At 65.6% G+C, this 26,479-nt stretch carries 28 protein-coding genes, 2 tRNA genes and 1 pseudogene; 18 read left to right on the top strand and 13 right to left on the bottom strand.

The genetic code is table 11. The features are described from left to right. Positions 1–8: 8 nt before the first annotated feature. The gene (locus LDH66_RS06685) at positions 9–2,336 is read right to left on the bottom strand and encodes a heavy metal translocating P-type ATPase (protein ID WP_226480279.1); all 2,328 of its coding nucleotides are present in this window, start codon (positions 2,334–2,336) and stop codon (positions 9–11) included. A 118-nt stretch (positions 2,337–2,454) separates the two neighbouring features. Here LDH66_RS06685 and LDH66_RS06680 point away from each other — a divergent pair, with 118 nt between their 5' ends. Further along, positions 2,455–3,255: a class I SAM-dependent methyltransferase gene (locus LDH66_RS06680; protein WP_226480278.1), complete on the top strand. Its 801-nt coding sequence runs from the start codon at positions 2,455–2,457 to the stop codon at positions 3,253–3,255. 18 nt (positions 3,256–3,273) lie between these two features. On the opposite strand, the gene LDH66_RS06675 is transcribed toward LDH66_RS06680, so the two are convergent. Next, the gene (locus tag LDH66_RS06675) at positions 3,274–4,155 is read right to left on the bottom strand and encodes a halocarboxylic acid dehydrogenase DehI family protein (protein ID WP_226480277.1); all 882 of its coding nucleotides are present in this window, start codon (positions 4,153–4,155) and stop codon (positions 3,274–3,276) included. A 146-nt stretch (positions 4,156–4,301) separates the two neighbouring features. Between LDH66_RS06675 and LDH66_RS06670 the strand changes: the two genes are divergently transcribed. Next, the gene (locus LDH66_RS06670) at positions 4,302–5,000 is read left to right on the top strand and encodes a haloacid dehalogenase type II (RefSeq protein WP_226480276.1); all 699 of its coding nucleotides are present in this window, start codon (positions 4,302–4,304) and stop codon (positions 4,998–5,000) included. A 146-nt stretch (positions 5,001–5,146) separates the two neighbouring features. Then, positions 5,147–6,238 (top strand): AI-2E family transporter, encoded by a 1,092-nt coding sequence (locus LDH66_RS06665; RefSeq protein WP_226480275.1) that lies wholly within the window; start codon positions 5,147–5,149, stop codon positions 6,236–6,238. Between the two features lie 31 nt (positions 6,239–6,269). Here LDH66_RS06665 and LDH66_RS06660 read toward each other — a convergent pair whose 3' ends face one another. Then, complete coding sequence (locus tag LDH66_RS06660; protein WP_226480274.1) at positions 6,270–7,292, bottom strand: NAD(P)/FAD-dependent oxidoreductase; 1,023 nt, start codon at positions 7,290–7,292, stop codon at positions 6,270–6,272. 113 nt (positions 7,293–7,405) lie between these two features. On the opposite strand from LDH66_RS06660, the gene LDH66_RS06655 reads away from it, so the two are divergent. The 5 genes and pseudogenes from LDH66_RS06655 to LDH66_RS23255 all read left to right on the top strand — a co-directional run. Next, positions 7,406–7,888 (top strand): peroxiredoxin family protein, encoded by a 483-nt coding sequence (locus tag LDH66_RS06655; RefSeq protein ID WP_226480273.1) that lies wholly within the window; start codon positions 7,406–7,408, stop codon positions 7,886–7,888. 132 nt (positions 7,889–8,020) lie between these two features. Further along, complete coding sequence (locus LDH66_RS06650; RefSeq protein ID WP_226480272.1) at positions 8,021–8,311, top strand: MarR family transcriptional regulator; 291 nt, start codon at positions 8,021–8,023, stop codon at positions 8,309–8,311. Between the two features lie 115 nt (positions 8,312–8,426). After that, positions 8,427–9,263 (top strand): alpha/beta fold hydrolase, encoded by an 837-nt coding sequence (locus LDH66_RS06645; RefSeq protein ID WP_226480271.1) that lies wholly within the window; start codon positions 8,427–8,429, stop codon positions 9,261–9,263. A gap of 77 nt (positions 9,264–9,340) precedes the next feature. Further along, the gene (locus LDH66_RS06640) at positions 9,341–10,270 is read left to right on the top strand and encodes a ring-cleaving dioxygenase (protein ID WP_226480270.1); all 930 of its coding nucleotides are present in this window, start codon (positions 9,341–9,343) and stop codon (positions 10,268–10,270) included. A gap of 9 nt (positions 10,271–10,279) precedes the next feature. After that, positions 10,280–10,586 (top strand): annotated as a pseudogene (locus LDH66_RS23255) (glycoside hydrolase family 15 protein); the annotation flags it as partial. Positions 10,587–10,643: 57 nt separating this feature from the next. Here the strand turns inward: LDH66_RS23255 and LDH66_RS06635 are convergent. Beyond that, positions 10,644–11,000, bottom strand: coding sequence for a DsrE family protein (locus LDH66_RS06635; protein WP_226480269.1), 357 nt, complete (start codon positions 10,998–11,000; stop codon positions 10,644–10,646). A gap of 148 nt (positions 11,001–11,148) precedes the next feature. Between LDH66_RS06635 and LDH66_RS06630 the strand changes: the two genes are divergently transcribed. Continuing rightward, positions 11,149–11,568 (top strand): VOC family protein, encoded by a 420-nt coding sequence (locus LDH66_RS06630; protein ID WP_226480268.1) that lies wholly within the window; start codon positions 11,149–11,151, stop codon positions 11,566–11,568. Positions 11,569–11,648: 80 nt separating this feature from the next. On the opposite strand, the gene LDH66_RS06625 is transcribed toward LDH66_RS06630, so the two are convergent. Further along, positions 11,649–11,915, bottom strand: a complete 267-nt coding sequence (locus tag LDH66_RS06625; RefSeq protein WP_226480267.1) for a hypothetical protein — start codon at positions 11,913–11,915, stop codon at positions 11,649–11,651. Positions 11,916–12,088: 173 nt separating this feature from the next. Here LDH66_RS06625 and pyrF point away from each other — a divergent pair, with 173 nt between their 5' ends. Next, the gene (gene pyrF / locus LDH66_RS06620) at positions 12,089–12,937 is read left to right on the top strand and encodes an orotidine-5'-phosphate decarboxylase (RefSeq protein ID WP_226480266.1); all 849 of its coding nucleotides are present in this window, start codon (positions 12,089–12,091) and stop codon (positions 12,935–12,937) included. Positions 12,938–13,068: 131 nt separating this feature from the next. Here pyrF and LDH66_RS06615 read toward each other — a convergent pair whose 3' ends face one another. The 3 genes from LDH66_RS06615 to LDH66_RS06605 all read right to left on the bottom strand — a co-directional run bounded on the left by LDH66_RS06615 (position 13,069) and on the right by LDH66_RS06605 (position 14,179). Then, the gene (locus LDH66_RS06615) at positions 13,069–13,470 is read right to left on the bottom strand and encodes a hypothetical protein (RefSeq protein ID WP_226480265.1); all 402 of its coding nucleotides are present in this window, start codon (positions 13,468–13,470) and stop codon (positions 13,069–13,071) included. Between the two features lie 218 nt (positions 13,471–13,688). Further along, a complete protein-coding gene (locus LDH66_RS06610) occupies positions 13,689–13,955 on the bottom strand; it encodes a hypothetical protein (protein WP_226480264.1) in 267 nt (88 codons plus the stop codon). Positions 13,956–13,999: 44 nt separating this feature from the next. Beyond that, positions 14,000–14,179 carry a hypothetical protein gene (locus LDH66_RS06605; RefSeq protein ID WP_226480263.1) on the bottom strand — a complete coding sequence of 60 codons (180 nt, stop codon included), beginning with the start codon at positions 14,177–14,179 and terminating at the stop codon, positions 14,000–14,002. A 226-nt stretch (positions 14,180–14,405) separates the two neighbouring features. On the opposite strand from LDH66_RS06605, the gene LDH66_RS06600 reads away from it, so the two are divergent. From LDH66_RS06600 to LDH66_RS06580, 5 genes are all read left to right on the top strand, one after another. Next, entirely contained in the window at positions 14,406–16,007 is a 1,602-nt protein-coding gene (locus LDH66_RS06600) for a GTPBP1 family GTP-binding protein (protein ID WP_226480262.1), read from the top strand. Between the two features lie 281 nt (positions 16,008–16,288). Beyond that, positions 16,289–16,984 carry a TMEM165/GDT1 family protein gene (locus LDH66_RS06595; RefSeq protein WP_226480261.1) on the top strand — a complete coding sequence of 232 codons (696 nt, stop codon included), beginning with the start codon at positions 16,289–16,291 and terminating at the stop codon, positions 16,982–16,984. A 122-nt stretch (positions 16,985–17,106) separates the two neighbouring features. After that, entirely contained in the window at positions 17,107–17,883 is a 777-nt protein-coding gene (gene proC / locus LDH66_RS06590; RefSeq protein ID WP_226480260.1) for a pyrroline-5-carboxylate reductase, read from the top strand. Beyond that, on the top strand, positions 17,876–18,709 hold the full coding sequence (proB, locus tag LDH66_RS06585) for a glutamate 5-kinase (RefSeq protein WP_226480259.1): 834 nt from the start codon (positions 17,876–17,878) through the stop codon (positions 18,707–18,709). Before proC ends, proB begins: the two co-directional genes overlap by 8 nt. Beyond that, complete coding sequence (locus LDH66_RS06580; protein WP_226480258.1) at positions 18,702–20,039, top strand: glutamate-5-semialdehyde dehydrogenase; 1,338 nt, start codon at positions 18,702–18,704, stop codon at positions 20,037–20,039. Before proB ends, LDH66_RS06580 begins: the two co-directional genes overlap by 8 nt. A 197-nt stretch (positions 20,040–20,236) precedes the next feature. On the opposite strand, the gene mch is transcribed toward LDH66_RS06580, so the two are convergent. The 3 genes from mch to LDH66_RS06565 form a co-directional block, all read right to left on the bottom strand. Beyond that, entirely contained in the window at positions 20,237–21,169 is a 933-nt protein-coding gene (gene mch, locus LDH66_RS06575; RefSeq protein WP_226480257.1) for a methenyltetrahydromethanopterin cyclohydrolase, read from the bottom strand. 380 nt (positions 21,170–21,549) lie between these two features. Beyond that, entirely contained in the window at positions 21,550–21,864 is a 315-nt protein-coding gene (locus LDH66_RS06570) for an MTH1187 family thiamine-binding protein (RefSeq protein WP_226480256.1), read from the bottom strand. A 171-nt stretch (positions 21,865–22,035) separates the two neighbouring features. Then, entirely contained in the window at positions 22,036–22,389 is a 354-nt protein-coding gene (locus LDH66_RS06565; RefSeq protein ID WP_226480255.1) for a HalOD1 output domain-containing protein, read from the bottom strand. A gap of 351 nt (positions 22,390–22,740) precedes the next feature. On the opposite strand from LDH66_RS06565, the gene LDH66_RS06560 reads away from it, so the two are divergent. Next, positions 22,741–23,184, top strand: a complete 444-nt coding sequence (locus LDH66_RS06560) for a DUF4112 domain-containing protein (protein ID WP_226480254.1) — start codon at positions 22,741–22,743, stop codon at positions 23,182–23,184. A gap of 383 nt (positions 23,185–23,567) precedes the next feature. Here the strand turns inward: LDH66_RS06560 and LDH66_RS06555 are convergent. Continuing rightward, a tRNA-Gly gene (locus LDH66_RS06555) sits at positions 23,568–23,638 on the bottom strand. Between the two features lie 534 nt (positions 23,639–24,172). Then, positions 24,173–24,243, bottom strand: a tRNA-Gly gene (locus tag LDH66_RS06550). A 304-nt stretch (positions 24,244–24,547) separates the two neighbouring features. Between LDH66_RS06550 and LDH66_RS06545 the strand changes: the two genes are divergently transcribed. After that, on the top strand, positions 24,548–25,453 hold the full coding sequence (locus tag LDH66_RS06545; protein WP_226480253.1) for an RNA methyltransferase: 906 nt from the start codon (positions 24,548–24,550) through the stop codon (positions 25,451–25,453). Between the two features lie 4 nt (positions 25,454–25,457). After that, on the top strand, positions 25,458–26,477 hold the full coding sequence (locus LDH66_RS06540; protein WP_226480252.1) for a 50S ribosomal protein L3: 1,020 nt from the start codon (positions 25,458–25,460) through the stop codon (positions 26,475–26,477). Positions 26,478–26,479: the final 2 nt, after the last annotated feature.

Here is a 26,479-nt window from a genome sequence, read left to right as displayed (position 1 = left end):
GACGCCGATCACTTCTCGCGGTCCCTCGCCGGGATCGTCGCCGCTGTCGAAGACTCGTCAGTCGATCGCTCCGCCGATCGGTCCTCGCGGACGGCGAATGCCGCGTTGACTCCCTCTCCCGAGAGCAACTGCCCGGCGAAGCTGTTCGCGAGGACGACCGAGACCGACAGGACCATCGCGATCATCGCGAACACCGGGTGGACGAGTCCGGTCGTCGCCGCGGCGACGCCGACGCCGTTGAACGCGAACGCTCCGAGGAGGTTCTGTCGCGTCTTCCGGTAGCTCTCTCGGCCGATCTCGTAGGCGTCCATCACCCCACCGAGGCGCTCGCCGACGAGGACGACGTCGGCCGATTCGATCGCGATGTCGGTTCCGGCACCGATCGCGGTCCCGACGTCGGCCTGCGTGAGCGCCGGCGCGTCGTTGATCCCGTCGCCGACCATCGCCACGCGGTGGCCCGACTCCTGGAGACGACCGATCTCGTCGCGTTTCTCGTCGGGGAGAATGTCGGCCATCACGCGCTCGATACCGACGTCGTCGGCGACCGCTTCGGCCGTCCGTTCGTCGTCGCCGGTGATCATCACGGGCGTGATGTCCGCCGCACGCAGCCGTCGGACGGTCGCCGCGGCGTCCGCTTTGATCTCGTCGCCGATACCCACCAGACCGATCAGCTCGCCGGCGCGCGTGACTCCGGACACCGTGAGCCCCCGACTCTGGAGGTGCTCGACCTCCTCGGCCGCTCCGGAAACGTCGATCCCCTCGGCTGCGAGCCAGTCGGGCTTTCCGACCAGAACGTCCGCGCCGTCGACCGAGGCGCGGACTCCTTTGCCGGTCACCGAGTCGAACGTTTCGGGGTCGTCGTACCGGACTCCGCGCTCGTCTGCGCGCCCGAGCACGGCGTTCGCGAGCGGGTGTTCGCTGAACGCCTCGGCGGTCGCCGCCGCGGCGAGGACGTCCGCCTCGTCGGTCTCGGTCGCGAGCGAGACGATCTCGGCGACCGACGGTTCGCCGACCGTGATGGTCCCGGTCTTGTCGAGGACGACGCGATCGATGTCGGGGAGGATCTGGAATGCGTCGGCCGACCGCAACAGGACGCCCCGATTCGCGGCCGCCCCGCCGCCACGGATGAGCGCCAGCGGAGTTGCCATTCCGAGCGCGCAGGGGTAGCCGAGCACGAGGACCGCCAGCGCGGCGAACGCACCCCGCCGGACGTTCGGTTCCGTTCCGAACGGGCCGCCCAGCCAGACGGCGGGGACGACCAGCCAAAACAGGAACGAGAGCCCGGCGATCAGGAGGACACCGGGGACGAAGTACCGAAGGACGCGGTCGGCGAGCCGGACGATGCCGGGCTTCGTCGCGCGGGCCGCCTCGATCTCGCGGGCGACCCGGTTCAGGAACGCGTCGGAGCCGGTCGCGGTCGCCTCGACGAGGAGCGTGCCGGTCTGGGTGACGCTCCCGCCGATTACCTCGTCCCCCGGCCGCTTCTCCTCGGGGATCGACTCGCCGGTCGCCACCGACTCGTCGACGGCCGACCGGCCCTCGAGGACGACGCCGTCGACGGGGACGCTCTCGCCGGGCTTGATCCGAACGCGGTCGCCCACCGCAAGGTCGTCGACCGCGACCTCATCGACGGTGCCGTCGTCCGCGACGCGGCGAGCGGTGTCCGGCCGGAGATCGAGCAGGTCCTGTACCGCCTGCGACGCGCGGGTGCGGACGAGCAGGCTGGTGTACTCCGAGAGGACGTGGTAGGTCGTGACGAAAACCGAGACGGCGAAGAAGTGGACCGTCGGAAAGTCGGGGAAGATCGTCAGTCCGAGGACGCCGCCGAGCAGCCCGGCGAACGCGCCGGCCTCGAGCAGGACGTGCTGATTGAAGATACCGCGACGAAGGCTCTGGGTTGCCTTCTCGAGGATGTATCGTCCCGGGCCGAACATCGTCCCCAGCGCGAGGCCCAGCGTCGCGAGATCCATCGCGAGCGACGCCGACTCGAACCGGCCCCGCACGACGATCATCCAGAGCATCAGCGCGGCGGTGACGACGGACGCACCGCCGGCGAGGGCGAGTCTGCGTTTGCCCGACTCGAGTTCGTTCTGCTGTTCTCGGAACCGCTCTCGTTTGTCCGGATCGCGGATCGTATAGCCGAGGTCCCGCAGCGTGTCCTTCAACTCGACCTCGCTCACCGCCCCGTCGTCGTACCGGACGCGGACCTCCTCGTGGGCGAGGCTCACGTCGACGTCATCGACGCCGTCCGTGCGGTCGTACGCCTTCCGGATGCTCTCGGCGCAGAACGAACAGCTCATCCCGCCGACGGCGAACTGGTCCTGTGCGGTCCCCATCGTAGAGAGGACTAGCGCGCCATGCCACAAAAGCGACCGCTCGCCGCTACCGCGAGCGTTCCGAACGCGTCTCCTCAAGCGACCGCCGATTTTTGTCCGTGGCGACTCGATACGTGGTATGAGCGATTCCACCGAGCCCGGCGACCGATCCGCGAGACACGTCTGGTCGGCCGGCCGGTATCCCGCGATGGCACCGAACATGCTGCCCGCCATCGCGCGGCTGGTCAACGTCGCGGGCATCGACCCCGGTAACCGCGTCCTCGACGTCGGCTGCGGGACGGGCAACGCCGCGCTGACCGCCCGCAGAGCCGGAGCCGACGTCGTCGGTCTCGACCTCGCCCACGACATGCTCGAGCTCGCCCGCGAGAACGCCACCCTCGCCGGCTACGACGACATCGGCTGGCTCACCGGCGACGCCGAGACCCTCCCCGCACCGGACGACGCGTTCGACGTCGTCCTCTCGAACTTCGGCCACGTGTTCGCGCCGGACTCGACCCGCGCCGGGGCAGAACTCCGCCGCGTGACCAAACCCGGCGGTCGAGTCTGTTTCACCGCGTGGTCGCCCAACGGCGTCGTCGGGGACCTCACCGAGGTCATGACCGAGCACGTGACGGAGCCGCCGAGCGATCCGTGGTCGCATCTCCAGTGGGGCGACCCCGAGTTCGTCCGCGAGCAGTTCGCGGACGTCACCGACTGTTCGTTCCAGCGCCGGCTGCTCGAGTTCCGGTACGCCACGCCCCATCACTTCTGGCGGGAGTTCGCCGAGGAGTCCGGCCCGCTCTCACCGGTGCTCCAGCGGATGGACGACGACGACGCGCGCGCCGCGCTCCGTCGGGACGCCGTCGCCGCGCTTGAGGACTGGTTCGGGGACAACGCGATCCGCGTCGAGTACCTCCAGGTGCGAGCCGTCGTCGAGTGACGGCGTTCGAGCGCCGTCTCAGAGCGATCGCTCGCCGGCAGCGTCGAGCGTCGCGGCGTAGATGGCGATGGCCGGCAGGACCGTTTCGATGGCCCCGCGATTGAACGACCGAACGAAGTCCCGAAGCTCCTCGATCGTCGACTCGTCGAACCCCCGGTCCGCGAGCGCCGTCGGCGAGAGCCGAGGCGCGTACGGAAGTTCCGCGAGGTGCGCGTCGATGACTGCGTCGGCGTCGTCGCAGCCGCGTTCGAACGCCGCACTCTCGAGGATCGGCTCGAGGTCTGTCCACGCCGGCTCTAGATACCCCGGCCACTGCGCGAGACAGCGGTAGATGCTGGGCAGTCCGCCCTCGAGGCCGTGGAAATCGCGGATATCGTCGATAGTGTCCGAGAGGTCGTCGGGAACGCCGCCGGCGTCGATCATCGTCACCGACCGACCGCGGTCGCGGTCGAGCCACGGCGGGAGGGGAGCCGTCGAGGCCGCGTCGTCCAGATCGGCCTCGAGCGGGTCGCCGTTCATCGTCCGGTCACAGACCGCGAACGCGAGCGCGAGTCGCGGTGCAACGATATCGAACGTCGCGAGCTGTCCCCGGAGTTCGCGCCACTCCGCCGGTTGAACCTCGAGGTCGGCGCGCCGGTAGCGCGGCGGGTCCGCGGAGCCGTCCTCGAGCGCCGAGAGCACGGCGTCTCGGTACGAGACGGTGTAGTCCCCGAACGCGCGCGTCTGGAAGAGCGGTTTGAGCTGTCCCCACATGTACCGCGCGAAGGCCGGCTCGTTGGCCGTCAGCGTCCGGAAGAACCAGTTGACGATCAGCGCGCGAAAGGTCGTCTCGATGTCCTCGTACATGCCGCGTTGCCAGCCGGTCGCGTCCCGCTCGTACAGCTGTGCGCTTCGATCCATACTGTGCCGTCCACGGGACGCCCTATCAGTTCCGTGCCGGCGAGCGGTCCGGTCCGAATCGCCGTCCCCGAGGGCCGAGAGAACTGCGCTCGCGGAGACGCAGTGCCGGGCCAAGCTATTTCGACGGCGGTCGGGTAGGCCGAGCCATGTCGTTCGATCCCGACGCGGTCGAGACGATCGCGTTCGACTCCTACGGAACGCTCGTGGACGTCTCCGCCGTCGCCGAACCGCTCTCGGCGCACCTCGACGACCGCGACCCCGAACTCGTCGCGAAGCTCTGGCGCGAGCGGTCGCTGTCCTACGCGATGGTGGGCAACGCCATCGACGAGTACGACTCGTTCTACGAGATGAATCGTCACGCGCTGCGGTACGCCCTCGAGACGGTCGGGGCCGACGTCAGCGAGGACGAGCGCGAGGAGATCCTCTCGACGTACCATGATCTGCCCGTCTTCGACGACGTCCACGACGGTATCGAGCGGCTTCGCGACGCGGGCTACGACTGCTACATCGTCTCGAACGGGAGCGAGGAGATGCTCGAGTCGCTGCTCGAGTACGCCGACCTCGGCGATCTGATCGAAGACACGGTCAGCGCCGACGAGGTCGAGCGGTTCAAACCCGAACCCGAGCTGTACCGCCGCGCGGCCGACGAGATCGGGACGCCCATCGAGGAAATCGCGTTCGTGGCCGCCGGCTGGTGGGACGTGCCCGGCGGGATCCACGCCGGGATGCAGGGCGTCTGGATCAACCGCCAGGACACCATCTGGGGACCGTACGAGACGGATCCCGATCTGACGATCGAGAGTTTCCACGACCTCGCGGACGAACTCGAGTCGAGCGGCGAGTGACGAACCGAAACGAGAGCTCCGCTCCCCGACACCTCCCGATCGATCGGTGATGAGTACGCGTAAACAGCGACGCGACTGTCACGGGTGAATACCCGTCTCGATTCGCGTGGGAGACGTTTTTGCCGCACGCTCCTGTGGCAGTGATCATGGCCGTTTTCGACGCCTGGGACGGCAAGCGCGTCGGCTGGGTCGTGCTCGGACTGGTCGTCGCGGCGCTGATCGGACTCGCTCTCTTTCGATACGTCGGACCGTTCCTCTTCGCGATCTTCCTGTACTACGCGACGCGGCCGCTCTACCGCCGACTCGATCGGGTCATCGACCACCCGAACGTGACGGCGACGGCCACGATACTGTTCGTCATCCTGCCGATGCTCGCCGTCGTCGCCTACGCGATCGTCGTCGGACTCAGGGAGCTGAACCAGCTCCTCGCCGCGAACGACCTCGAGGCGTATCGGTCGCTCTTCCAGCCGTACCTGGGAGTCGTCAGGGCGGGGAATATCGATCGCCTTCGAGACGCGATCACGTCCGGCTCGGCTAGCTCGATCACGAGCGCGCTCCGCGAGGGGTTGCCGGGCGTCGTCGGGCGTCTCCGAACGATACTCGCGTCCGTCTTCTCGATCCTCGCGAAGTTCTTCCTCATGGTCACCTTCCTCTTCTACCTCCTGCGGGACGACTGGAAGCTGCGCCAGTGGTTCTACGAGAGCATCGACCACGACGACGAGATCGTCTCGTACACGCAGGCGGTCGACGACGACCTCGAGACGATCTTCCTCAGTAACCTGGCGGTTATTCTGGTGGCGGCCAGCGCCGCCGCAATCACGTACTACGGCCTCAACGTCCTCGCCTCGGGCGGCCCCGTCGTCTGGACACCGGTGTTGCTCTCTCTGCTCATCGGGATCGGGACGCTGATACCGGCCGTCGGGATGAAGATCGTCTACGTCCCCTACGGGTTGCTTATCCTCGTCGCCGCGCTGACGACGCCGACGCCGCTCTGGCATCCGGTCGCTTTCTTCGCCCTCACGCTCGTCGTCGTCGACACCATTCCCGACTTCTTCGCGCGGTCGTTCCTCTCCGCCCGCAGCGGGGTTCACATGGGACTGGTCCTCCTCGGCTACTTCCTCGGGACGCTCGCGTTCGGCTGGTGGGGACTGTTCCTCGGTCCGATCGTCGTCGTCCTCACCGTCCACTTCGGAGAGACGGTGTTCCCCAGCCTCGCCAGCGACTTCCTCTGGGAGTGACCGGGCCGACAGCGCCGATCGAGCGACTCGGTCAATCGTAGGTGTGGAACTCGATGGCCTGCTCGAGCAGTTCGTCCGGAATCCCCGGCACTTCCTCGTCCCTGACGGGGCCGGCCGTCTCCGTCTCCTCGAGTTCGCGGGGGAACTCTCGCAGTTCCCAGTGGATCGCGATGCCGGCCTTCGCGCCCTCGCCGAGCGCGATCGGGACCTGATTGTGTCCCGGCGTGACGTCGCCGACCGCGAAGACGCCGTCGACGCTCGTCCGCCCGTGGTCGTCGACGGCGACCGTTCCGTCGTCGTTGATCTCGCAGCCCAGATTCGCCGCCAGCCCGTTGTGATACTCGGAGCCGTACATTCCGAATCCGCCCCTATACTCCCGGACCGACCCGTCGGCGAACTCGAGGGCCTCGAGCCAGCCGTCCTCGCCGTTCCGGACGCCGGTAACCTCCTCGCGGACGATATCGATGGGATGGCCCTCGAGCATCGACGCGGTCTCGTCGCTCCACTCGGGCTCGTCACCCCGCGTCAGCAGATCCACGTCGTCGGTGAAGTTGAGCATGATCGCGGCGACGTGGGCCGCGCTCTCGCCGCTCCCCATCACGTAGACCGGCTCGTCGACGAACATGTACGCGTCGCAGTGCAGACAGTAGTGGAGTCCGCGGCCGGTCCGCGGCAGCGGCGGATCGGGATGGACGTCGTCGAACCCCGTCGCGAGGACGAGGCAGTCCGCGACGTAATCCGCGTCGTTGCCGCAGACGTGGAACCGCTCGTCGTCCGTCTCGCCGGCCGACGAGACGAAGTCGCGGACCACGTCACAGCCGTAGGACTCGAGTTGCTCGCGGCCCGTCTCGAGGAACTCGTTCCCGCTCGCGTCCTCCGTGACGCCGACGAGGTTGTGGACGTCCTGCATCATCGCCGCGCGGCCGCCGCCACGCTCGACGACGGCCGTCGAGTGGCCGAGTCTGGTGGTGTAGAGCCCGGCGGTCAGCCCCGCCGGTCCGCCACCGATTACGACGACGTCGTACTCCCGCTGATCGGTCGAGTCGTCCGTCATGGGAACGCCCTCCACCGCGCAGTTCCAAAATATCCGTGTGCGGCCGGCGTCTGTCGCCCCGTGCTTCCACATTCAGCCCCCAGACATACCCCGCTGTGGGCCATCGTCGGCGTATGGGATTAGAAGGCGAGCAAGCGCCCGACTTCACGCTTCCGAGCACCGCCGGCGACGAGGTTTCGCTCTCCGACCGACTCGAGGAGGGCCCGGCCATCGTCATCATCAACCGCGGCCACTGGTGTAGCTTCTGTGCGGAACAGCTCCAGACGTTCAGCGAGGTCTCCTACGACCTCTGGTTCAACGATACCGTCGACGTCCTGCCGGTCGTGACCGACACCCTGCCGCGACTCACCGAGATGCGCGACCGCTACGACCTCGAGATCCAGCTTCAGGCCGATCCGGACGGCGAGGTCGCCGATCAGTACAGCGGGACCGAGGAGACGAGCCACGGTCTCACCGGCATCGCGGGCGTCTACGTCGTCGACGAGGAAGGGACGGTCCGCTACGAACAGGTCGCGGACGATCCGACCGACCGCACTTACGGTAACTGGGTTCGCTACTTCATCCGGAACGACTACGAAGACCCGTTCGGCGAGTAGTGTTCTCGTCGGTCGCGCGCGGACACTTTCGAACGGAGGGATTCTTTCGAACGGTAGTTGTTACCGCGGGTGTGTGAGTGCGATACATTGCAGGGTATCATTAAAGGCAGTCCGCGGCGAGAGGACCGATATATGAGTGATCAGGTCGTTCTCACCGCGGAAACCGCTCCCGACGCCGTCGACGACACCCCGCCCAGTGCCAAACTCGTGCTGACGGTCCTCGCCCACGAAGGTAGCCTGACGCAGTCCCGCCTCGCCGAGGAGACGATGCTCCCCGCTCGGACCGTCCGCTACGCGCTGAAGCAACTCGAGGAGCACGACCTCGTCGACTCGCAGATCTCCTTTGCGGACGCCAGACAGCATATCTACTCCCTCAACGGCGATCGGTTCGCGGACCCGTCCGCTCGAGAGCCCCGTTCGTGAGAGGGGCGACCGGACCGGTCGTCCCGCCGACGGGTCTCGAATCCGATTCCGCGAACCCGTCCGAATTCCGACCGGTGAAACCTCTTTTGACCTCGGCGTGGCAGCGCGACACGGTATGGAGTACGAGACGTGGGCCGAGAATCAGGAGACGGCGACCGTCACCGTCGACGAGCACGACCTCGAGGTCGCCTACTACGACGAGGGCGACGGGGAGCCGGTGCTGTTTTGCCACGGCATCCCGACCTCCTCGTTCCTCTGGCGCGAGGTCGCACCGCCACTGTCGGACGACTATCGCGTGATCGCGCCGGACATGGTCGGCTACGGGAACTCCGCGATGCACGACGGGTTCGACCGCTCGATACGGGCCCAGGAGGTGATGATCGACGGGTTGGTCGCGGAACTGGGCCTCGAGCCGCTCTCGTTCGTCGGGCACGACCTCGGCGGCGGCGTGGGGCTTCGCTACGCCGCGCACAATCCCGATGCGGTCGAGAACCTCGTGCTCTCGAACGCGGTCAGCTACGACTCGTGGCCGATCGAGACGATCGTCGACCTCGGGCTACCGTCGACGATCGAGGGGATGAGCGTCGACGACCTACAGGAGATGCTCGAGGGGCTCTTCCGGGACACCCTGACCGGCGAGCCAGATGAGGAATTCATCGACGGGATGCTCGCACCCTGGGACTCCGATGAAGCGGTCGTCTCGCTCTCGCGAAACGCGATCGGAACGAACACGAGCCACACGACGGAGATCGACCCGAGCGACATTTCGGCTCGGACGCTCCTGCTGTGGGGCGCTGACGACGAGTTTCAGGCGATTTCCTACGCCGAGCGACTGGCAGACGATATCGACGACGCCGAACTCGTCGGGCTGGACGACGCGACCCACTGGGTCATGGCCGACCGGCCGGACGCCTACGGCGACCGGCTTCGCGAGTTCCTCGACGGAGACTGACCCGTCCGTCTCCGGTCCGCTCCTCCGTTCCGACTCCAGGCCTGGGATTATTCAGCGCGAATCGCATACATCTGTGCATGCCCGCTGATATTCCCGGCATCCACCACGTGACCGCCATCGGCAGCGATCCCCGTCGCAACCTCGAGTTCTACACCGAGACGCTCGGGCTCCGGTTGGTGAAACGAAGCGTCAATCAGGACGATATATCGGTCTATCACCTGTTTTACGGCGACCACAGCGGGAGCCCGGGGACGAGCATGACGTTCTTCCCGTACACCGACGCCCGTCCCGGACAGGTCGGCACCGGACAGGCCAGCGCGGTCGCGTTTCTGATCCCGGACGAATCGGTCGAGTTCTGGACCGACCGGCTGGCCGACGCCGGCGTCGACGCCGACGTATCCGACCGGTTCGACGACACCGTCATCTCCTTCGAGGACCCCGACGGGCTGCCGCTCGAACTCGTCGCCCGGTCCGACGCACCCGCCGGCGATCCGCCCGAGGGGCCGGTTCCGGACGAGCACGCGATTCGAGGCTTCTTCGGCGTGACGCTGTCGCTGGCGACGGCCGACCCAACCGCGGGAGTCCTGAAGACGATGGGGTACAGCGAAACCGATGCGGACGGCAGCCGCCAGCGGTACGAGAGCGACGGCGACCTGGGATACGTCGTCGACATCTGCGAGGAGCCACAGGCCCCCCGCGGCCAGCCCGGTGCCGGCACCGTCCACCACGTCGCGTTCCGGACGACCGCCGAGGACCAGTCAGAGTGGCGCGACGTGCTCCAGGGCCAGGGGCTCCGACCCACCGAGATCATCGACCGCAAGTGGTTCGAGTCGGTCTACGTCCGCGAACACGGCGGCGTGCTCTTCGAGTTCGCCACGAAGGAGCCGGGCTACACCGTCGACGAAGACCTCGAGTCGCTCGGCGAGCGCCTCGTCCTCCCCGAGTGGCTGGAAGACCGCCGCGACGAGATCGAGGACGGGCTTCCGGATCTCGGCCTCGAGGACTAACGCCGTTCGGGTGCCTTCGTCCGCTGCTCGTGCCGGCTGGTCAACGCGCTCGCCCTCTCCGGTCGCGTCGAAGCGGCCCGATCTCGGTTCGAGTCGCTCCTGGCCTATCTGAACCCACTCGGACTCATCGCGGAGGAGATCGACCCGGAGTCCGATGCGCACCTCGGACACTTCCCGCAGGCGTTCAGCCACACCGGGATCGTCAACAGCGCCCTCTCTCTCTCTCGGTTACGCCCGGGAACACGAGACGGCCGGTCCACCGGCGATGGGGATTCGGCTTGGCGAGCCGACCGTCGCTATCGGGACCGACTCGTGACCGCGAGGGTGATCCGTGGCCGACCCGAGGGGTCGAACTCGCGCTCGAGAGCGGCCGTCAGAACGTGAGTACGTCGTACCCGTCGTCGACGAGCGACCGAACGCTCGGGTGTCCCTCGTTCTCATCAACGCGCACGAGACCGGCGTCGTCGACGGCCTCGTCCGCTCCGAACGCTCCCGCGCAGTAGTCACAGACCGCGACCTCGTCGCGGACCGACCGATAGAGGTCGTGGTACTCGTGGTCCTCGTCCTCGAGCTCCTCGATCCACTGCGTCCCTGCCCCGTCGAAGATTAATGCCAAGTCGTCCCCGGCCGTCTCCGCGAACTCCCTGGCCGCTTCGAGTCCGTTGACGAGGCGGCCGGTATCGGCTTGCGATTCGGTACCCGCGAGAATGATTACGGCTGCGTCTACCATCGTGCGGTCTCCTATCGGGGGACGACGTAAAACGAGACGGCGGGAGTATGCGGGCGGTCCAACCGATCGGCGATCTCGAGCGATCGTCCCCGCCGCCACCGGAGCCCAGACGGAAGCGTTTTTCGGGCGCGCTCGTACGATCGGACGAATGACGGATCTCAGCGCACACCACGTCGGTATCACCGTCGCCGATCTCGAGGAGACGCTCGCGTTCTACCGAGACGTGCTCGACCTCTCGGTCATCGATCGATTCAGCGTCGGCGGCGAGGCCTTCGCCGACGCCGTCGGCGTCGCGGATGCGAGCGCCGATTTCGCACACCTCGAGGCGAACGGCACTCGAATCGAACTCGTCGAGTACGACCCCGAAGCGCGGGGCTCCCCGGCGGCGGGGCTCAATCAACCAGGCGCGTCGCACGTCGGCCTCTCGGTCGACGACCTCGAGACCTTCGCCGAGAATCTCCCCGAGGACGTGCCGACGATCAGCGAACCGCGAACGACCGAGAGCGGCACCACGATCATGTTTCTGCGCGACCCGGAGGGGAACCTGATCGAAGTCCTCGAGGTGTAACGAGAATCGAGAGCGCAACCGCGACGCGAGGACCGTAGGGCGCGAGGGGTACGTGATGTGCGGAACGTGGCGCGAGGGTGTCAGCGACCGTTGCACGCGAGCGTCGAGCGCACCTGTTCGACTTCCTCGTCACAGCCCGAACAGACGCGCTTCTCGGTAGCGATATAGACGTCGCCACACCGCGAGCAGTGGAAGAGATTGCCGAACGCGTTCGAGACGCGCTCCGCTTCCCCGCGGTCGCCCTCTGCGGTCTCGTCGCCCGCCGTTTTCGGTTCGTCCGTCAGCGTCGACCGGACCTGCTCCTGAAGTCGACGCGAGAACGACGCTGCATTTTGTCGAAGGTTCATACAGTGATAAACTAGTATACGGACGAAGTAACTGATGTCTAAAGTATTTGGAACGGGTAGGTGTACCGTGGCACACGTTCGGCTCGCGACAGCAGTGCGACCGCGGTCGATCGGCCGCTGATCGACGCCGACCGGATAGCAACCTTTTCGACCATTGCGGGGCCAGTTCCGCCATGAACTTCTTCGACCGCCTGCACGACCGCATTCGAACGGTCGACAGCGTCGTCTCGGTCGGGCTCGATCCCGATCCGTCGCGCATCCCGGACCACCTGCGGGACCACGATCTCCCGCGGTGGGCGTTCAACCGCCGCATCATCGACGCAACGCACGAACACGCCGCCGTCTTCAAGCCGAACGCGGCCTTCTACGAGGACCCCGACGGCTGGGCCGCTCTGGAGGAAACCATCGCCTACGCCCACGGAAAGGACGTGCCGGTCCTGTTGGACGCCAAGCGCGCCGATATCGGGAACACGACCCGACAGTACGCGCAGTTGCTCGAGACGGCCGACGCGATCACGGTCAACCCCTACATGGGCCGGGACTCCCTGCAGCCGTTTCTGGCCGACGAGGAGTCGGGCGTCTTCGTCCTCTGTCGGACCTCGAACCCGGGCGGGGCCGACATTCAGGACCTCGAGCTCGAGACGGGCGAACCGGTTTACGAGCGCGTGGCCGCGCTGGCGGACCTCTGGAACGAGAACGACAACGTCGGGCTCGTCGTCGGCGCGACCCAGCCCGAAGAACTCGAGGAACTGCGCGAGCAGGTGCCCGATCTCCCCTTCCTCGTCCCCGGAATCGGCGCGCAGGGCGGCGACGCGGAGGCGGCCGTCGAGTACGGACTGGCCGACGGCGTCGGGCTGGTCAACTCTTCGCGCGGAATCATCTTCGCGGGGGAAGATAGCGAGGCGCAAAGCGCCTCGAACAGTCGAGCGGCGGAGCCGCGAGACGACGACGGTGAGGAGTTCGCGAGAGCGAGCGGCCAGGCGGCGAAGCGGCTCAAGAAGCGGCTGAATCAGTACCGGTAGCGGTCCCGGCGATGGTTTGAGGAGAAGATTCGATTGATCCGTGACGATCGATCCTAATCAGAATTTCGACGTTACATTGTTGCACGACAAGTGCAGTGGGTGGATAATACAAGTATTCAGGACCGGCCCGATTACGAGTTACACAGCGGGCGATCCGTCGACATCGTAGACGAGATATCGTCGTCTGTGATCCGGCAGTTGAGTTGCAGGCAAGTCTGTTCGTCTCCCTGTCCGAGTAGTGATCCGGATGCCCGCTTATCGCTCGTAACTACCTGATATCCCGACCATTCGCGGTCCGTTTCGGGCTCGATAACGACTTCTCGGAGAGCGTCAGCATCGAGTTCGAAATCCTGCCACTGCCCGAGCCCGTCGTCCGATTCAAGCACGAAGTGGAACGTGTGTGGCTCATCCGTCAGATTCAATACCTCGAGATATAGCTCTTGGAGCGGGGTATCGTCGGTGGAACCGCTACAACCGGCGATTCCAAGCAGAAGTGTAGCGCTTCCAATAAAATGCCGCCGAGTGAAGAACATAGTAATTAACACGAGAAATGGAATAAAAATCCCGGGTTCGAGTCGGGCACAGCCACGGACGGAAGTCCCGATCGGGACGACCCATGGAGGCGTCCCGTGGTTTCTGGCGGCCGACGAGGCACGGAGGGAATCGATGGGACACGGTCCCGACGGCTTCGACCTCTTCACAGGCGGATTTGAATACGAAATCGGGAGCGACTGTTCTCTCCGACCCGCTGTCACGAGGATGACTTCGCCTCGCGTTCCGCATTGATGACCCGCGCCGCGATCCGGCCGTCGACGACCCGACCGACGATCTCAACCGTCACCGGCTCCGTCGGCGGCCGCTCCGCGAGCCGGTCCAGCCCCTCGACGACGGCGACGTCCATCGGACTGGCGTCGTTCGGATGCTCGGCAACGAGCGTTCCGTCGCGCTCTTCGAGCCGGAGGCGATAGGTCTCGCCGACGCCGAGTGCCTCGCCGAGCAGGTCGCGGATGGAGGTCACGATATCGAGTGCGTTCGCGGTCGATGCAGTCGCGGTCGGTCGACTCAGAACCGGTTGATCTCGACGTCGTCGTTCCCGGGGCCCGGCTGGGCCTGCGAGGCGCAGTCGGCACACAGCTCCATGCTGTCCTCGAAGTGGACCTCGCACGCGAGCGTGCCGCAGTTGGAACACCGTTCCTGTGCGGGACGGGATTCGCAGATCTGACAGAGGCCGCTGACACTCATGTCTCGAGAAACGGGCTCGAGGGGCTTGAAAGCGAGCCCGGCACGTTCGAACCGGCCCGTCGACCCAGAACTGTGGCGCACGGGAGAGGGAACGCGACGGCGGTACTCAGCCACAGCATCGGGAGAGCGGCCGGCGACGTAGTTTTCTCCGGCTCGGCAGTTATACTATGGGAAACATTGTCAATACACGGGAAGCCTTTTGCCGTGTGCCCCACTACCAGGGGATATGAGCCGTGACCGGGCTCTCCTCGAGCGAGCCCTGGACCGTGGCGAACAGGACGGTGGCAACGTCGAGTTCAAGGAACGACTGTCACGAGACGTCCACCTCGAGGGTGGACGGCGGGAGAGCCTGGCCGCGCAACTCCGACATCGACTCCTTTCGGGCGACGGCGAGGCGACGTACGTCGTCGGCGTCACCGACGACGGCGGCCTCGCCGGCGTCGATCCCGACACGTTCTCCGAGACGATGGACGTCCTCTCCCTCCTCGCGGAGGAGGCCGACGCACACATCGAGGACGTCCAGACCTGGGGCATCAACGAGGGACTCGTCGGGGTCGCGCAGGTCCGCGAGGGCGGCGTCCTCGAGACGGACGACGAACACGTCGTCGTCGGGACCGCCGGCCACGTCGACCACGGGAAGAGTACGCTCGTCGGCTCGCTGGTGACGGGCAAACCGGACGACGGGGACGGTGCGACCCGCGCGTTCCTCGACGTTCAGCCCCACGAGGTCGAGCGCGGCCTCTCCGCCGACCTGTCCTACGCCGTCTACGGTTTCGACGACGAGGGGCCGGTCCGGGTCCGGAATCCGAATCGCAAGGCCGATCGCGCTGAAGTCGTCCAAGAGGCCGAGAGACTCGTCTCGTTCGTCGACACCGTCGGTCACGAGCCGTGGCTCCGGACGACGATCCGCGGTCTCGTCGGGCAGAAACTCGACTACGGGCTGCTGGTCGTCGCCGCCGACGACGGCCCCACGCGCACCACGCGCGAACACCTCGGCGTCCTGCTTGCCACCGACCTCCCAACGATCGTCGCGATCACAAAGACCGACACCGTCGACGAGGAGCGCATCGAGGAGGTCGAACGCGAGGTCGAACGCCTCTTGCGGGAGGTCGACAAGTCGCCGCTGCGGGTCAGCCGCCACGGCGTCGACGCCGCCGTCGAGGAGATCAACGAGCGCGTGGTTCCGATCGTCGAAACCAGCGCGATCACGATGGACGGCCTCGAGACGCTGGACGAACTGTTCGACCGGCTTCCGAAGACGTCACAGGACACCGGCGAGTTCCGGATGTACGTCGACCGGAGCTACTCGGTGACCGGCGTCGGCGCGGTCGCCTCGGGGACGGTGATGTCCGGTGAGGTCGAAGCTGGCGACGAACTCCTGATCGGCCCGATGTCGGACGGTCGCTTCCAGGAGGTCGAGGTCCGCTCGATCGAGATGCACTACCACCGCGTCGACAAGGCCCAGGCCGGCCGGATCGTGGGGATCGCCCTCAAGGGGATCAAGGAGAGCGCCATCGAGCGCGGCATGGTCTTGCTCCCCCGCGACGCCGACCCCGAGCCGGTCCGCGAGTTCGAGGCCGAAGTCATGGTCCTCAACCACCCCACCCGCATCGGTGAGGGGTACGAGCCCGTCGTCCACCTCGAGACGATCGGCGAGGCCGCCGCCTTCTATCCCGAGAACGGCCGCCTCCTGCCGGGCGATACGGGCAAGAGCACCGTCCGGTTCAAGTTCCGTCCGTACCTCGTCGAGGAAGGCCAGAAGTTCGTCTTCCGCGAGGGTCGCAGTAAGGGCGTCGGCACGGTCACCGACGTCTCCCCGATGGAGTGACGGCCTCGACCTCGACCTCGGCCGCGGTCCGCTCGATCGAGTCGGTTCTCTCCGGCGGAGACTGGGCGTCATTTCCCCTCCGATGGACGACAATGGTTCCGCCCGATCTGACTCAGTTTCCGCTCCTAATTAAGCCAAACGAGTAATCATCATTCGGTTACGGCCCGTATCGTCAACTCTCCCTCGGGTTAGTCCATAACATGTATACATTAGACGGGGCTAAACCACGGCGTACTCGGTGGCGTGACTGAACGACGTCGCTCTCCCACCGCTCTCTACGTATGACTGGCTGGCTCGAGGTCCTCGTCGCCGCGTTCGTCCTGCAGCTAACGGTGCTCCCCGGGGAGAAGGTCCAGTTCATCATCGCGGGTCTCGCGACTCGATTCGACCCCTGGATCGTGGTCGCCGCCGCGGGGAGCGCCTTCGCCGGCTGGACGGCCCTCGAGATAGCCTTCGGTGCGGCGATCCAGGGCGTCCTCCCGACCGTGTACCTCGATGCGATCACGGCGGGGCTGTTCTTGCTCTTCGCGGCGCTGCTCGTCAGGTCGGCGCCCGAGACGAGTCGGCGACCGGCCGCGACGAACGGCGGCGCGGCGACGGCCGACGAAATCGATATCTCGGTCCTCGGGGTCGACGTCCCGTCGTATCTCCGCGGGTTCGTTCCCATCTTCGCCCTGATGGCCGTCGGGGAGTTCGGTGACAAGACCCAGCTCGTCACTATCGGGCTCGCCGTCCAGTACGGCGCCCACCCTGCGATCTGGGCCGGCGAAATGCTCGCGATCGTTCCCGTGAGTGCAGCCAACGCCTACTTCTTCCACACGTTCTCCCACCGCTTCGATGCCAGGCTGGCCCACCTCGCCGGCGCGGGAATCTTCCTCTTCTTCGGGCTCGACACGGTGTTGCAGCTCGTCACGGGCGTTTCGGTCTGGGAGACGATCGTCGAGGCGATCACGTCCGTAGTCCTCGGGTTCGTCTGACCGTACCGCTCGAGCGATCGCTGACCTGCCTCCGCAGTGCGTGTCACGCTGTCTCGGTCGACTCGCCGGGCCGACCGAAACCAAAGTTGGTATGTCCGCCTCGGTTCCTCACCCTAGACAAGATGGTACAGACGAGCGTTATCGGATGTGGCAACATGGGGAGCGCCCTGATCAAGGGCCTCTGGCGGGCCGGGAACCACACGGTAATCGCGTGTGATCTCGATCCCGACGCACTCGAGTCGGTCGCCGACTACGTCGACCACACGACGTCGGACGTATCGGAAGCGGCCGAGTCGGACGTGGTTATCGTCGCGGTGAAACCGGACATCGTCGGCGCGGTACTGGACGATCTCGATCTCTCGCCGGAGCAGACGCTGGTCTCTATCGCTGCGGGCGTCTCTACCGACTTCGTCGAAGCGCGGACCGACGCGAACGTCGTCCGGATCATGCCGAACCTCGCGGCCGAGACGGGCGACATGGCGGCGGCCGTGACCGCCGAGGGCGTCACCGACGAGGTACGGGAACTGCTCGACGACGTCGGCGAGTTCGCCGAGATCGACGAGGCGAAGATGGACATCGCGACCGCAGTCAACGGGAGCGGCCCCGCCTTCGTCTTCTATCTCATTCAGGCGATGGCCGACGCGGGCGTCGAGGGCGGCCTCGAGCCGGACGACGCCGAGACGCTGGCCGCACAGACGTTCAAGGGCGCGGCCGAGACCGTCCTCCGGTCGGACCGGAACGTCGAGGAACTGATCGACGCCGTCTGTTCGCCCAACGGGACGACCATCGAAGGCATGGAAGTCCTCTGGGACAGCGACGCCGAGGCGGACGTCGCCGAGGCGGTGGCGGCGGCCGAAGAACGCTCTGCGGAACTGGCGGCCGAATTCAACAATGAGTAAGGGACTCGAAGAGTCGGCCGTCGCGGAGGCGCGACAGCTCGCGGCCGACGCCGACCGCGTGATCGTCAAGGCCGGGACGAACTCCCTGACCGACGGGGACTCCAACCTGGACGACGGGAAACTCGACAAACTGGTCGACGACATCGAGGACCTCCTCTCGCGGGGCAAGCAGGTGATCCTCGTCTCGTCGGGCGCGGTCGGGGCCGGGACGGGGCGGATCGAACAGGGCAGCGAAACCCTCGAGGAGACCCAGGCCCTCTCGACCGTCGGCCAGAGCACCCTCATGCACCGCTACACCGAGAGCTTCGGGCGGTACGATCGGAAGGTGGCCCAGCTCCTGCTGACCCAGCACGACCTCGAGAACCCCGAGCGATTCACGAACTTCCGAAACACCGTCGAGACGTTGCTGGACTGGGGCGTCGTCCCGATCATCAACGAGAACGACGCCGTCGCGACCGAGGAGCTCCGGATCGGTGACAACGACATGCTCTCGGCGGCAGCGACGATGGGCGTCGACGCGGACCTGCTGGTCACGCTGACCGACGTCGGCGGCGTCTACACCGGCAACCCGAAGCACGATTCCGACGCCGAGCGCATCGAAGCGGTCGGCACGAACTACGACACGGTCCAGGAGATCATCAGCGAGACGACCTCCGACGGGTTCGGCGGTATCCAGACGAAAGTCGAGGGCGCACGCGATGTCAGCGAGCACGGGGTGCCCGCCGTCATCGCGAAGTCCACCGAACCCGACGTCCTCGAGAAGATCGCTACTGCCAAGCCCGTGGGGACCATATTCGTCCCTATCAACGGTGTGAGCGATGACTGAAACCGATATCGAAAACGACGTCGAGGAGGCACAGACCGCGGCTCTCGAGCTCGCGAAACTCTCCGACGAGGAGCGAAGCGGGGCGCTTCGGGAGATCGCCGACGCGATCGAAGCCCGCACCGACGAGATCCTCGCGGAAAACGAGCGGGACGTCGAGGAGGGCGAACGACTGCTCGAGGAGGGCGAGTACACGCAGGCACTGGTCGATCGGCTGAAGCTCTCGGAGTCGAAAATCGAGAGCATCGCCGAGATGGTCCGCAGCGTCGCCGAGCAGGAGGACCCGCTCGGAAAGACGCTCTCCGCACGGGAACTCGACGAGGACCTCGAACTGTACAAGGTCGCCGTTCCGATCGGCGTCGTCGGGACGGTCTTCGAGTCTCGCCCCGACGCGCTCGTCCAGATCGCCGCGCTCGGCTTGAAGTCGGGCAACGCGGTGATCCTCAAGGGCGGCAGCGAGGCGCTGCACTCGAACCGAATCCTCTTCGAGATCATCGAGGACGCCGCGTCCGAGGCCGGCGTTCCGGACGGCTGGGCCCAGCACATCGAGGCCCGCGAAGACGTCGACGCCCTCCTCGAGATGGACGATTCGATCGACCTCCTCATGCCCAGAGGGAGCTCCGAGTTCGTGAGTTACATTCAGGACAACACGAGCATTCCCGTTCTCGGCCACACGGAGGGCATCTGTCACGTCTACGTCGACGACGAGGCCGATCTCTCGATGGCCGAAGACATCGCGTTCGACGCCAAAGTCCAGTACCCGGCCGTCTGTAACGCCGTCGAGACGCTGCTGGTCCACGAGGACGTCGCCGGGGAGTTCCTGCCGGCGATCGCTGACCGCTACGAGACCGCCGACGTCGAGATCCGCGGCGACGAAACGACCCGCGAGATCGTCGACGTGAACGCCGCGACGGATGCCGACTGGGACACCGAGTACGGCGACCTGATCGTCTCGATCCGAGTCGTCGACTCGCTCGAGACAGCGATCGATCACGTCACGACCCACGGCTCGAAGCACACGGAGTCGATCGTCACCGAGGACGCCGACCGCGCGAGCGCGTTCATGCGCAGCATCGACTCCGCGAGCGTCTTCCACAACGCCTCGACCCGCTTCGCAGACGGCTACCGGTTCGGCCTCGGTGCCGAGGTCGGCATCAGTACCGGGAAGATCCACGCCCGCGGTCCCGTCGGCCTTGAGGGGCTGACCACCTACAAGTACCACCTCGAGGGCGACGGCCAGCTCGTCGCCACCTACGCCGGCGAGGACGCCAAACCGTACACGCACGCGGAACTCGACGCCGAGTGGACGCCCGGCCGCCTCGCCGACGAATAGCTGCTAATCGATCGTCTCGCGCCTACGCATGCGCGAGTCGATAACCCGATCTCCCGTTCCCGTTTTCTCCACCGCGAACCTCGAGCGCGCAGAAACGTGAACGAGCCGCCGACAGCGGTCGCGGGGAAAGGGCTCGTCGGACCGTCTCGAGGACGTGCGGTCCGCTGGCGGATCGGAAACCGGCTCGAACGAGACGACTACAGGCCAAAGGAGTCGACGAGCAGCTCCTCGTCCGTCTCGCCGTGGACGTACGTCGGACCGCCGATCACGTCGATCGTCACGGCGGCGGGCGCGAAGAGGTCCGAGGGGACCTCCGAGAAATCCCAGTCGAGGTCGTCGAAGACCTCGCTGAACGGCCGGCCGTGATCCTCGGCGGCGGTCGACGGGACCGAATCGAAGATATCGGCGTCCTCTCGGACGGTGAGATGTGCTCGGCCGCCGTACGCGATCGCGTCGTTCGTCCGGGCGATGGCCGTTCGCTCGTCGCCCGCGACGGGCGCGACTGGTGCCTTCCCCGTCGCCGAGACGATATCGCGGGGATCGTAGCCGAGTTCGGAGAGCCGGAACGTCGCGAGTTCGGCGGTGCGAGCGGCGTTCGTAATGCTCCCGGCGAGGCTCGCGGTCGGATAGGCGAGCAGGAAGACACTGCTCGTCTCGACCTCGGCGCGATCGGCGACGTGTTCGGCCACGGATTCGGTCGGATCCATGTCCGTCTCGATGGCCAGCGCCGTCAGGTCGAAGGCGTCGGTGTAGCCGATGCGGCGGAACTCGTCCTCTTCGGCCACCAGTGCCCGGGCGGGACCGCTCCCGAGGCCTTCGAAGTCCTCGGTCATCACTTCCCAGCCCGCCTTCTGCGAACAGAGCAGCGAGAGCGCCGGCTGGTCCGTCGATAGCTCGACGTAGGGGATCGAGGCGTCGCCGAGCTCACCCAGTTCGTAGCTCGGCGTCGCCATTCCCGCGGTCTGTATCTCGGTCAGCAACAGTCCGGCCTCGATCCCGCCGTCGAACTCGAGCCCGAAGTCGAGTACCGTCGCATCGTTTTCGAGGTCGTAACCGCCGATATTCAACTCCTCGGCGTAGTCGAGGGCCTCGTCGACCAGCTCGATCGCCATGCGATTGAGACTTTCCATGCACCGTGGTTCAGCCTCCGTGGTAAAACCGTTTGTCCGTTGGCGTCTGACCGGTGTCAGACACGGGTCATCTCTCTACTCGCCGACGGTATAGCCCGCACCTTCGATCGTCCCCGCCAGCGACGCCGCGTCGACCCTCGACTCGTCCCTCCTCGAGTTCCCGATCTACACGTACGCTGTGACTCCCTCGAGCGCCTCGAGCGCTTCGGCCACGTTCCGTTCACAGCCATCCAGGACATGTCGGTGACTGCGGGCGTGGCTTGTTCCACGTCGGACAACGGGCTCCGACGAGGTGAGACTTGCCCGTCTGCGACGGGCGACCGCCGAGCGAGGACGCCGGCGCGGGGTAGCGACGCGAGCCGGCTCGCACGTCGCGACCGCTACTCGTCGCGATTCGTCGCCGGCCGACCGAGGTGCTCTTCGACGGCCTCGACCTTCTCCGACGCGTCGACGTCTCGCGTCCGTTTGTCGTCGATCTTCAGAACCGTACTCACTCGATCGCCGTCGACGGCGTCGTGGGCCGCCTGTGCGGCCGCGAAGAGTTCGTCGGTCGTCTCGGCTTCGATCACCGTCCCCATCGGGTTCGTCTCGTACGTGACGTCGTGCTCCTCGAGTGCCTCGACCGCTTTCGCGACCTCGCCGGCCATACTGTCCTCGATCACCGGTGCGACGCTCAGTAGTGCGACTACCGTCATAGCGGTCACTGACGAGCGGCAGGAACCTAAAGCCGTGTCATGTAGACCGTTTTTCCGGCGGCAGCAGCGCAGTTCACGGGTCGAGACGGCCGCGTCGCTCGCGGGTCGATCGCGAAGCGGTCGGAGAAAAACGATCAGGACGACTGCGAGCGGCGTGTGACTGCCTCCGCGTCAGTTCGTGGTCGGCGTCCGGGGCGTCTCGGCGGGCGGGTAGATGATGACGTCGCCGTTCGCGTAGACGTACACCTCGTGTTCCAGGGCGGTGAAGGCGATGTGGCCGCCCGTTCGCTCGGTCCCGTCCGCCTTCTTGCTGAAGATGCGGTCGAGCGCGTCCGGATCGACGCTGTCGTAGAGCGAGAACTCGCCCTGCGAGACGTCGGTGTCCGCGATCGACGCGAGCGCGTGGACGATCGTCGTCGTGATCGTCGCGGTCCCGTCGGGGTCGTGGTGGAAGACGTAGCGGTCGTTGGGCTGGTCGTACTGGAGATCGTCGGTACCGTCTGCGGGTGAGAGTTCCGTCTGCATTGCTATATCTGATCGTTCAATCGTGTATTAGACTGTAGTTACCCACGCTATAAAAGCCACTCGTCGCCGGAAACAGTATTCGTACGTGAAATTCGAGTTAAAATGAATTCATTTGGTAAATGCTGGTCGCGTAGTCATTCACGGTCGATCATTTCGCGATTCAGCGGATCGTCGTCGGGCACGTTCAGGATAATACGAGCTTTTGTGACGCAACCAGCGATTTCTCCCCCGCTGGTCGGCGCTCTCGCCCGGCAACGCCCGAGGCGGGCCGGAACGAACGACGGTCGATCGGTCAGCCGCTTGCCACGGCCGCCCGCGCGCTTATCCACGCACGCGCCCAATCGAACAAATATGGCTACCGGTTCAAGCGACAGCAGTTCGGAACTCGAGGCGCTCAAGAACGACCTCCCCGCCGCCGTCGACGAGGCGGCGATCAAGCGCATGCACGTCGTCGCCCACGCCCTCGACGAAGGCGCTCGGGTCCCGGGAACGGACTTCAGGATCGGAATCGATCCGATCGTCGGGATCCTCCCCGGAGCCGGAGACACCGCTGCTGCAGCCGTCTCGCTGTATCTCGTCGTCGAATCCGCCCGTCTGGGCGTCTCCCAGTCGACGCTGCTTCGCATGCTCGCGAACATCGGCGTCGACACCGTTATCGGCTCCGTCCCTGTCCTCGGCGTCGTCTTCGACGCCTTCTGGAAGGCCAACAAGTGGAACCTGAAGCTCGCTCTCGAGGATCTCGCCGACGAGAGCGGGCAGTCGGAAAGCGGACCGGAAGTCGTCACTATCGATTAACTCGAGGCGAGCCGGGTTCGTCGATTGGTAGTTACGGTTCGCGTTCTGGCTCGAGACGATTTCGACTCGCGGCGTCGCTATGCAACGCTCGTGATGTTGTGTTCGGAGAACTGCGCTGGCTGGGATTTGAACTACGCCCGAGAACCTGCTCGCTGCGCTCGCAGAACCTCGGTCTGATTCAAATCTAGAACGATGCCTCCGAACACGATTACTCGCGTTGCTACGCAACGCTCGTGACGTTGTGTTCGGAGAAATGCGCTGGCTGGGATTTGAACAACGCGAAGACGGTCCTGCTCGCTCACTTCGTTCACTGTGCGGGCTGCGTCTTCTCTCGTTCAAATCCAGAACGATTCTGTCGCTCACGGATTTGTTCGCGACAGAAATGCGCTGGCTGGGATTTGAACCCAGGTTGTGACCATGGCAAGGTCACGTGATACCACTACACTACCAGCGCGTTCGATCGGTGCTGCGCCGTCACACTCTGTCTCGAGTGTAACTGGACGATAGCACCACATCTATTTATAAATGACGAAGCTCGAGCGAGACGCTCGCCTCGATCCCGTCCGTGCGAATCGATTCGCTGCTCGCGGTTACGGACGACGCGGAGCCGCAGCCGCTGACTCGATATTATCGGTACGGCTTGAGGAAAGACTGTACAGCTGGCAAGCACCTCGAGCGGTGTGCGTTGGAATTGATCTCGGAGAAGTGCGCTGACTGTTCGCGACGCTCATTTCCCGGTCGTCAGCGCGAAACGGCGACTGCTCGAGGGGTCGAAGATTCCTCGAGATACAGTTATCGCGTCGCTCGTGACGTTGTGTTCGGAGAAATGCGCTGGCTGGGATTTGAACAACGCGAAGACGGTCCTGCTCGCTCACTCCGTTCGCTGTGCGGGCTGCGTCTTCTCTCGTTCAAATCCAGTACGAAGTTACGGCTCACGGATGGCGAGCACACGCTACGCGGTGCTCGCCGAAGTTGTTCGCCGTAGAAGTGCGCTGGCTGGGATTTGAACCCAGGTTGTGACCATGGCAAGGTCACGTGATACCACTACACTACCAGCGCCCTGCTGCACTCATATCTACCACCGGATAGGTGTATAAGGGTTGCGAATCGAACCGGCATCGGCATGCTGCGGCATGCCGATTCTCGAGCGATCGAGCCGGCAGGCGACGGTGTGACCCGGCAACATCAACCGCCTCTTCCTGGAGGCCGTCTGCGATAAGTTACCGTGAGTGAGTGTGTGTCTGTTCGGCACGAATTCGAGGGTGTGAGGCGTTGTCAGCCGGAATCGAATCCGCTATTCTTTTAAGACCCTCTCCGCAATATATCGCTACAGTCTAGTGACGCGGCGTCGAAGCGTCTCGGCATGACTGTCAGCGTGCTCGTGCCGTCGTCGATCAGTCGGGAAGCCGAAGACAAACGCGAGGCTACCCGAAAGCTCGGATACGTCGCCCGCGCGGCGACGATCTTCCGGGCTGATCGCCTGGTCGTCTATCCCGATCGGGATGGCGAAACCGGGCAGTTCGACGGCGGGTTCGTACAAACCGTGTTGCGATACGCCGCAACGCCTCCATACCTCCGCAACGAGGCATGGGGGATGCGGGACGAACTGGAGTACGCGGGCGTCTTGCCGCCGCTCCGCGCCATGTCACAGACCGGCTCCGAATCTACCGGTTCGGGGTCGTCAAGACAAGGAATCGTGACCGAGGTCGGACCTGAAGGGCGCGTCCGGGTCAATTGCGGACTGCAACACCCGATCTCCCTCAACGTACCGCCGAAAATGGCGGTCGAAGAGGGGGAGCGCGTGACCGTCAGGATCTCTTCGCGACGACCGGTCCGGGCGAAGCTCGTCGATGATCCCCTCCCGGGACTTTCGATCGAGCAGACGGACCTGCAGGCAGCACTCGGCCGTGAGGACGCCGGCGTCCGTATCGCGGCCTCCCGATTCGGTGAAGAGCTCACCGTCGGGCGGCTCGAGACGCTGGCCGGACGTACCGAGCGCGACGGGATGACCGTCGCCTTCGGCGCGCCCGAGAGAGGGCTGCCGGCTATCCTCGAAATCGAGGAATCGGCCATCGAAGCGTCGTCCGGACAAGGCGACGCAGTCGAACCGTCGTCCAACCGGGACGACGCGGCCGATAACGGAGTCGAACCCACTGCCGATCCGGGGTTCGACCTCTGGCTAAACACGGTTCCGGATCAGGGAAGCGAGGTCGTGCGAACGGAGGAGGCTCTGTTCGCGACGCTCGCTCCCCTCTCACTGAGAGAGTGATAGAATGCCACAAGCAAATACACCACGCAAAGGCTCACTCGGGTTCGGCCCACGAAAGCGTGCGACCAGCGAGGTCCCACGCTTCAACTCGTGGCCGGACGACGACGGACAGCCGACGCTTCAGGGCTTCGCGGGCTACAAGGCCGGCATGACCCACGTCGTCATGGTCGACGATAAAGCGAACTCGCCGACCGAAGGGATGGAAGAGACCGTCCCTGTGACGATCGTGGAGACGCCGCCGATGCGCGCCGTCGCTCTGCGAGCGTACGAAGACACGCCGTACGGTATGAAGCCGATAACCGAGGTCTGGACCGACGAGTTCGTTCCCGAACTCGATCGCGTTCTGGACCTTCCCGGTGACGGGTACGACACCGACGCCGCCACGGACGAGCTCCGTGGACTCCACGAGGAGGGTCGCGTCGATGACGTCCGCGTCATCACCCACACGGTTCCGGGGGACGTTCCCTCGGTGCCCAAGAAGAAACCGGACGTGATGGAAACGCGCGTCGGCGGCGGCTCCGTCGACGACCGCGTCGATTTCGCCCTCGAGATCATCGAGGACGGCGGCGAACACGTCATGAACGACGTGTTCCGCGCCGGCGAGTACGTCGACGCGAGCGGCGTCACGAAAGGCAAAGGGACCCAAGGCCCCGTCAAGCGATGGGGCGTCCAGAAACGCAAGGGCAAACACGCCCGGCAGGGCTGGCGTCGCCGCATCGGTAACCTCGGCCCCTGGAACCCGTCCCGCGTCCGCTCGACGGTCCCGCAGCAGGGCCAGATGGGCTACCATCAGCGGACGGAACTGAACAAGCGCCTCGTCGACATCGGCGACGGTGCAGACGCGACGGTCGACGGCGGCTTCGTCAATTACGGCGAGGTCGACGGACCACACGCGTTGATCAAGGGCTCGCTCCCCGGGCCACAGCAGCGTCTCGTACGCTTCCGCCCGGCGATCCGACCCGGAGACCAGCCGCGCCTCGATCCCGAGGTGCGCTACGTCTCCACCGCATCCAACCAGGGATAACA

It is taken from the genome of Natrinema amylolyticum (genome assembly GCF_020515625.1).
Classification (GTDB): domain Archaea; phylum Halobacteriota; class Halobacteria; order Halobacteriales; family Natrialbaceae; genus Natrinema; species Natrinema amylolyticum.
This window is presented reverse-complemented; position numbering and strand designations above follow the sequence as displayed.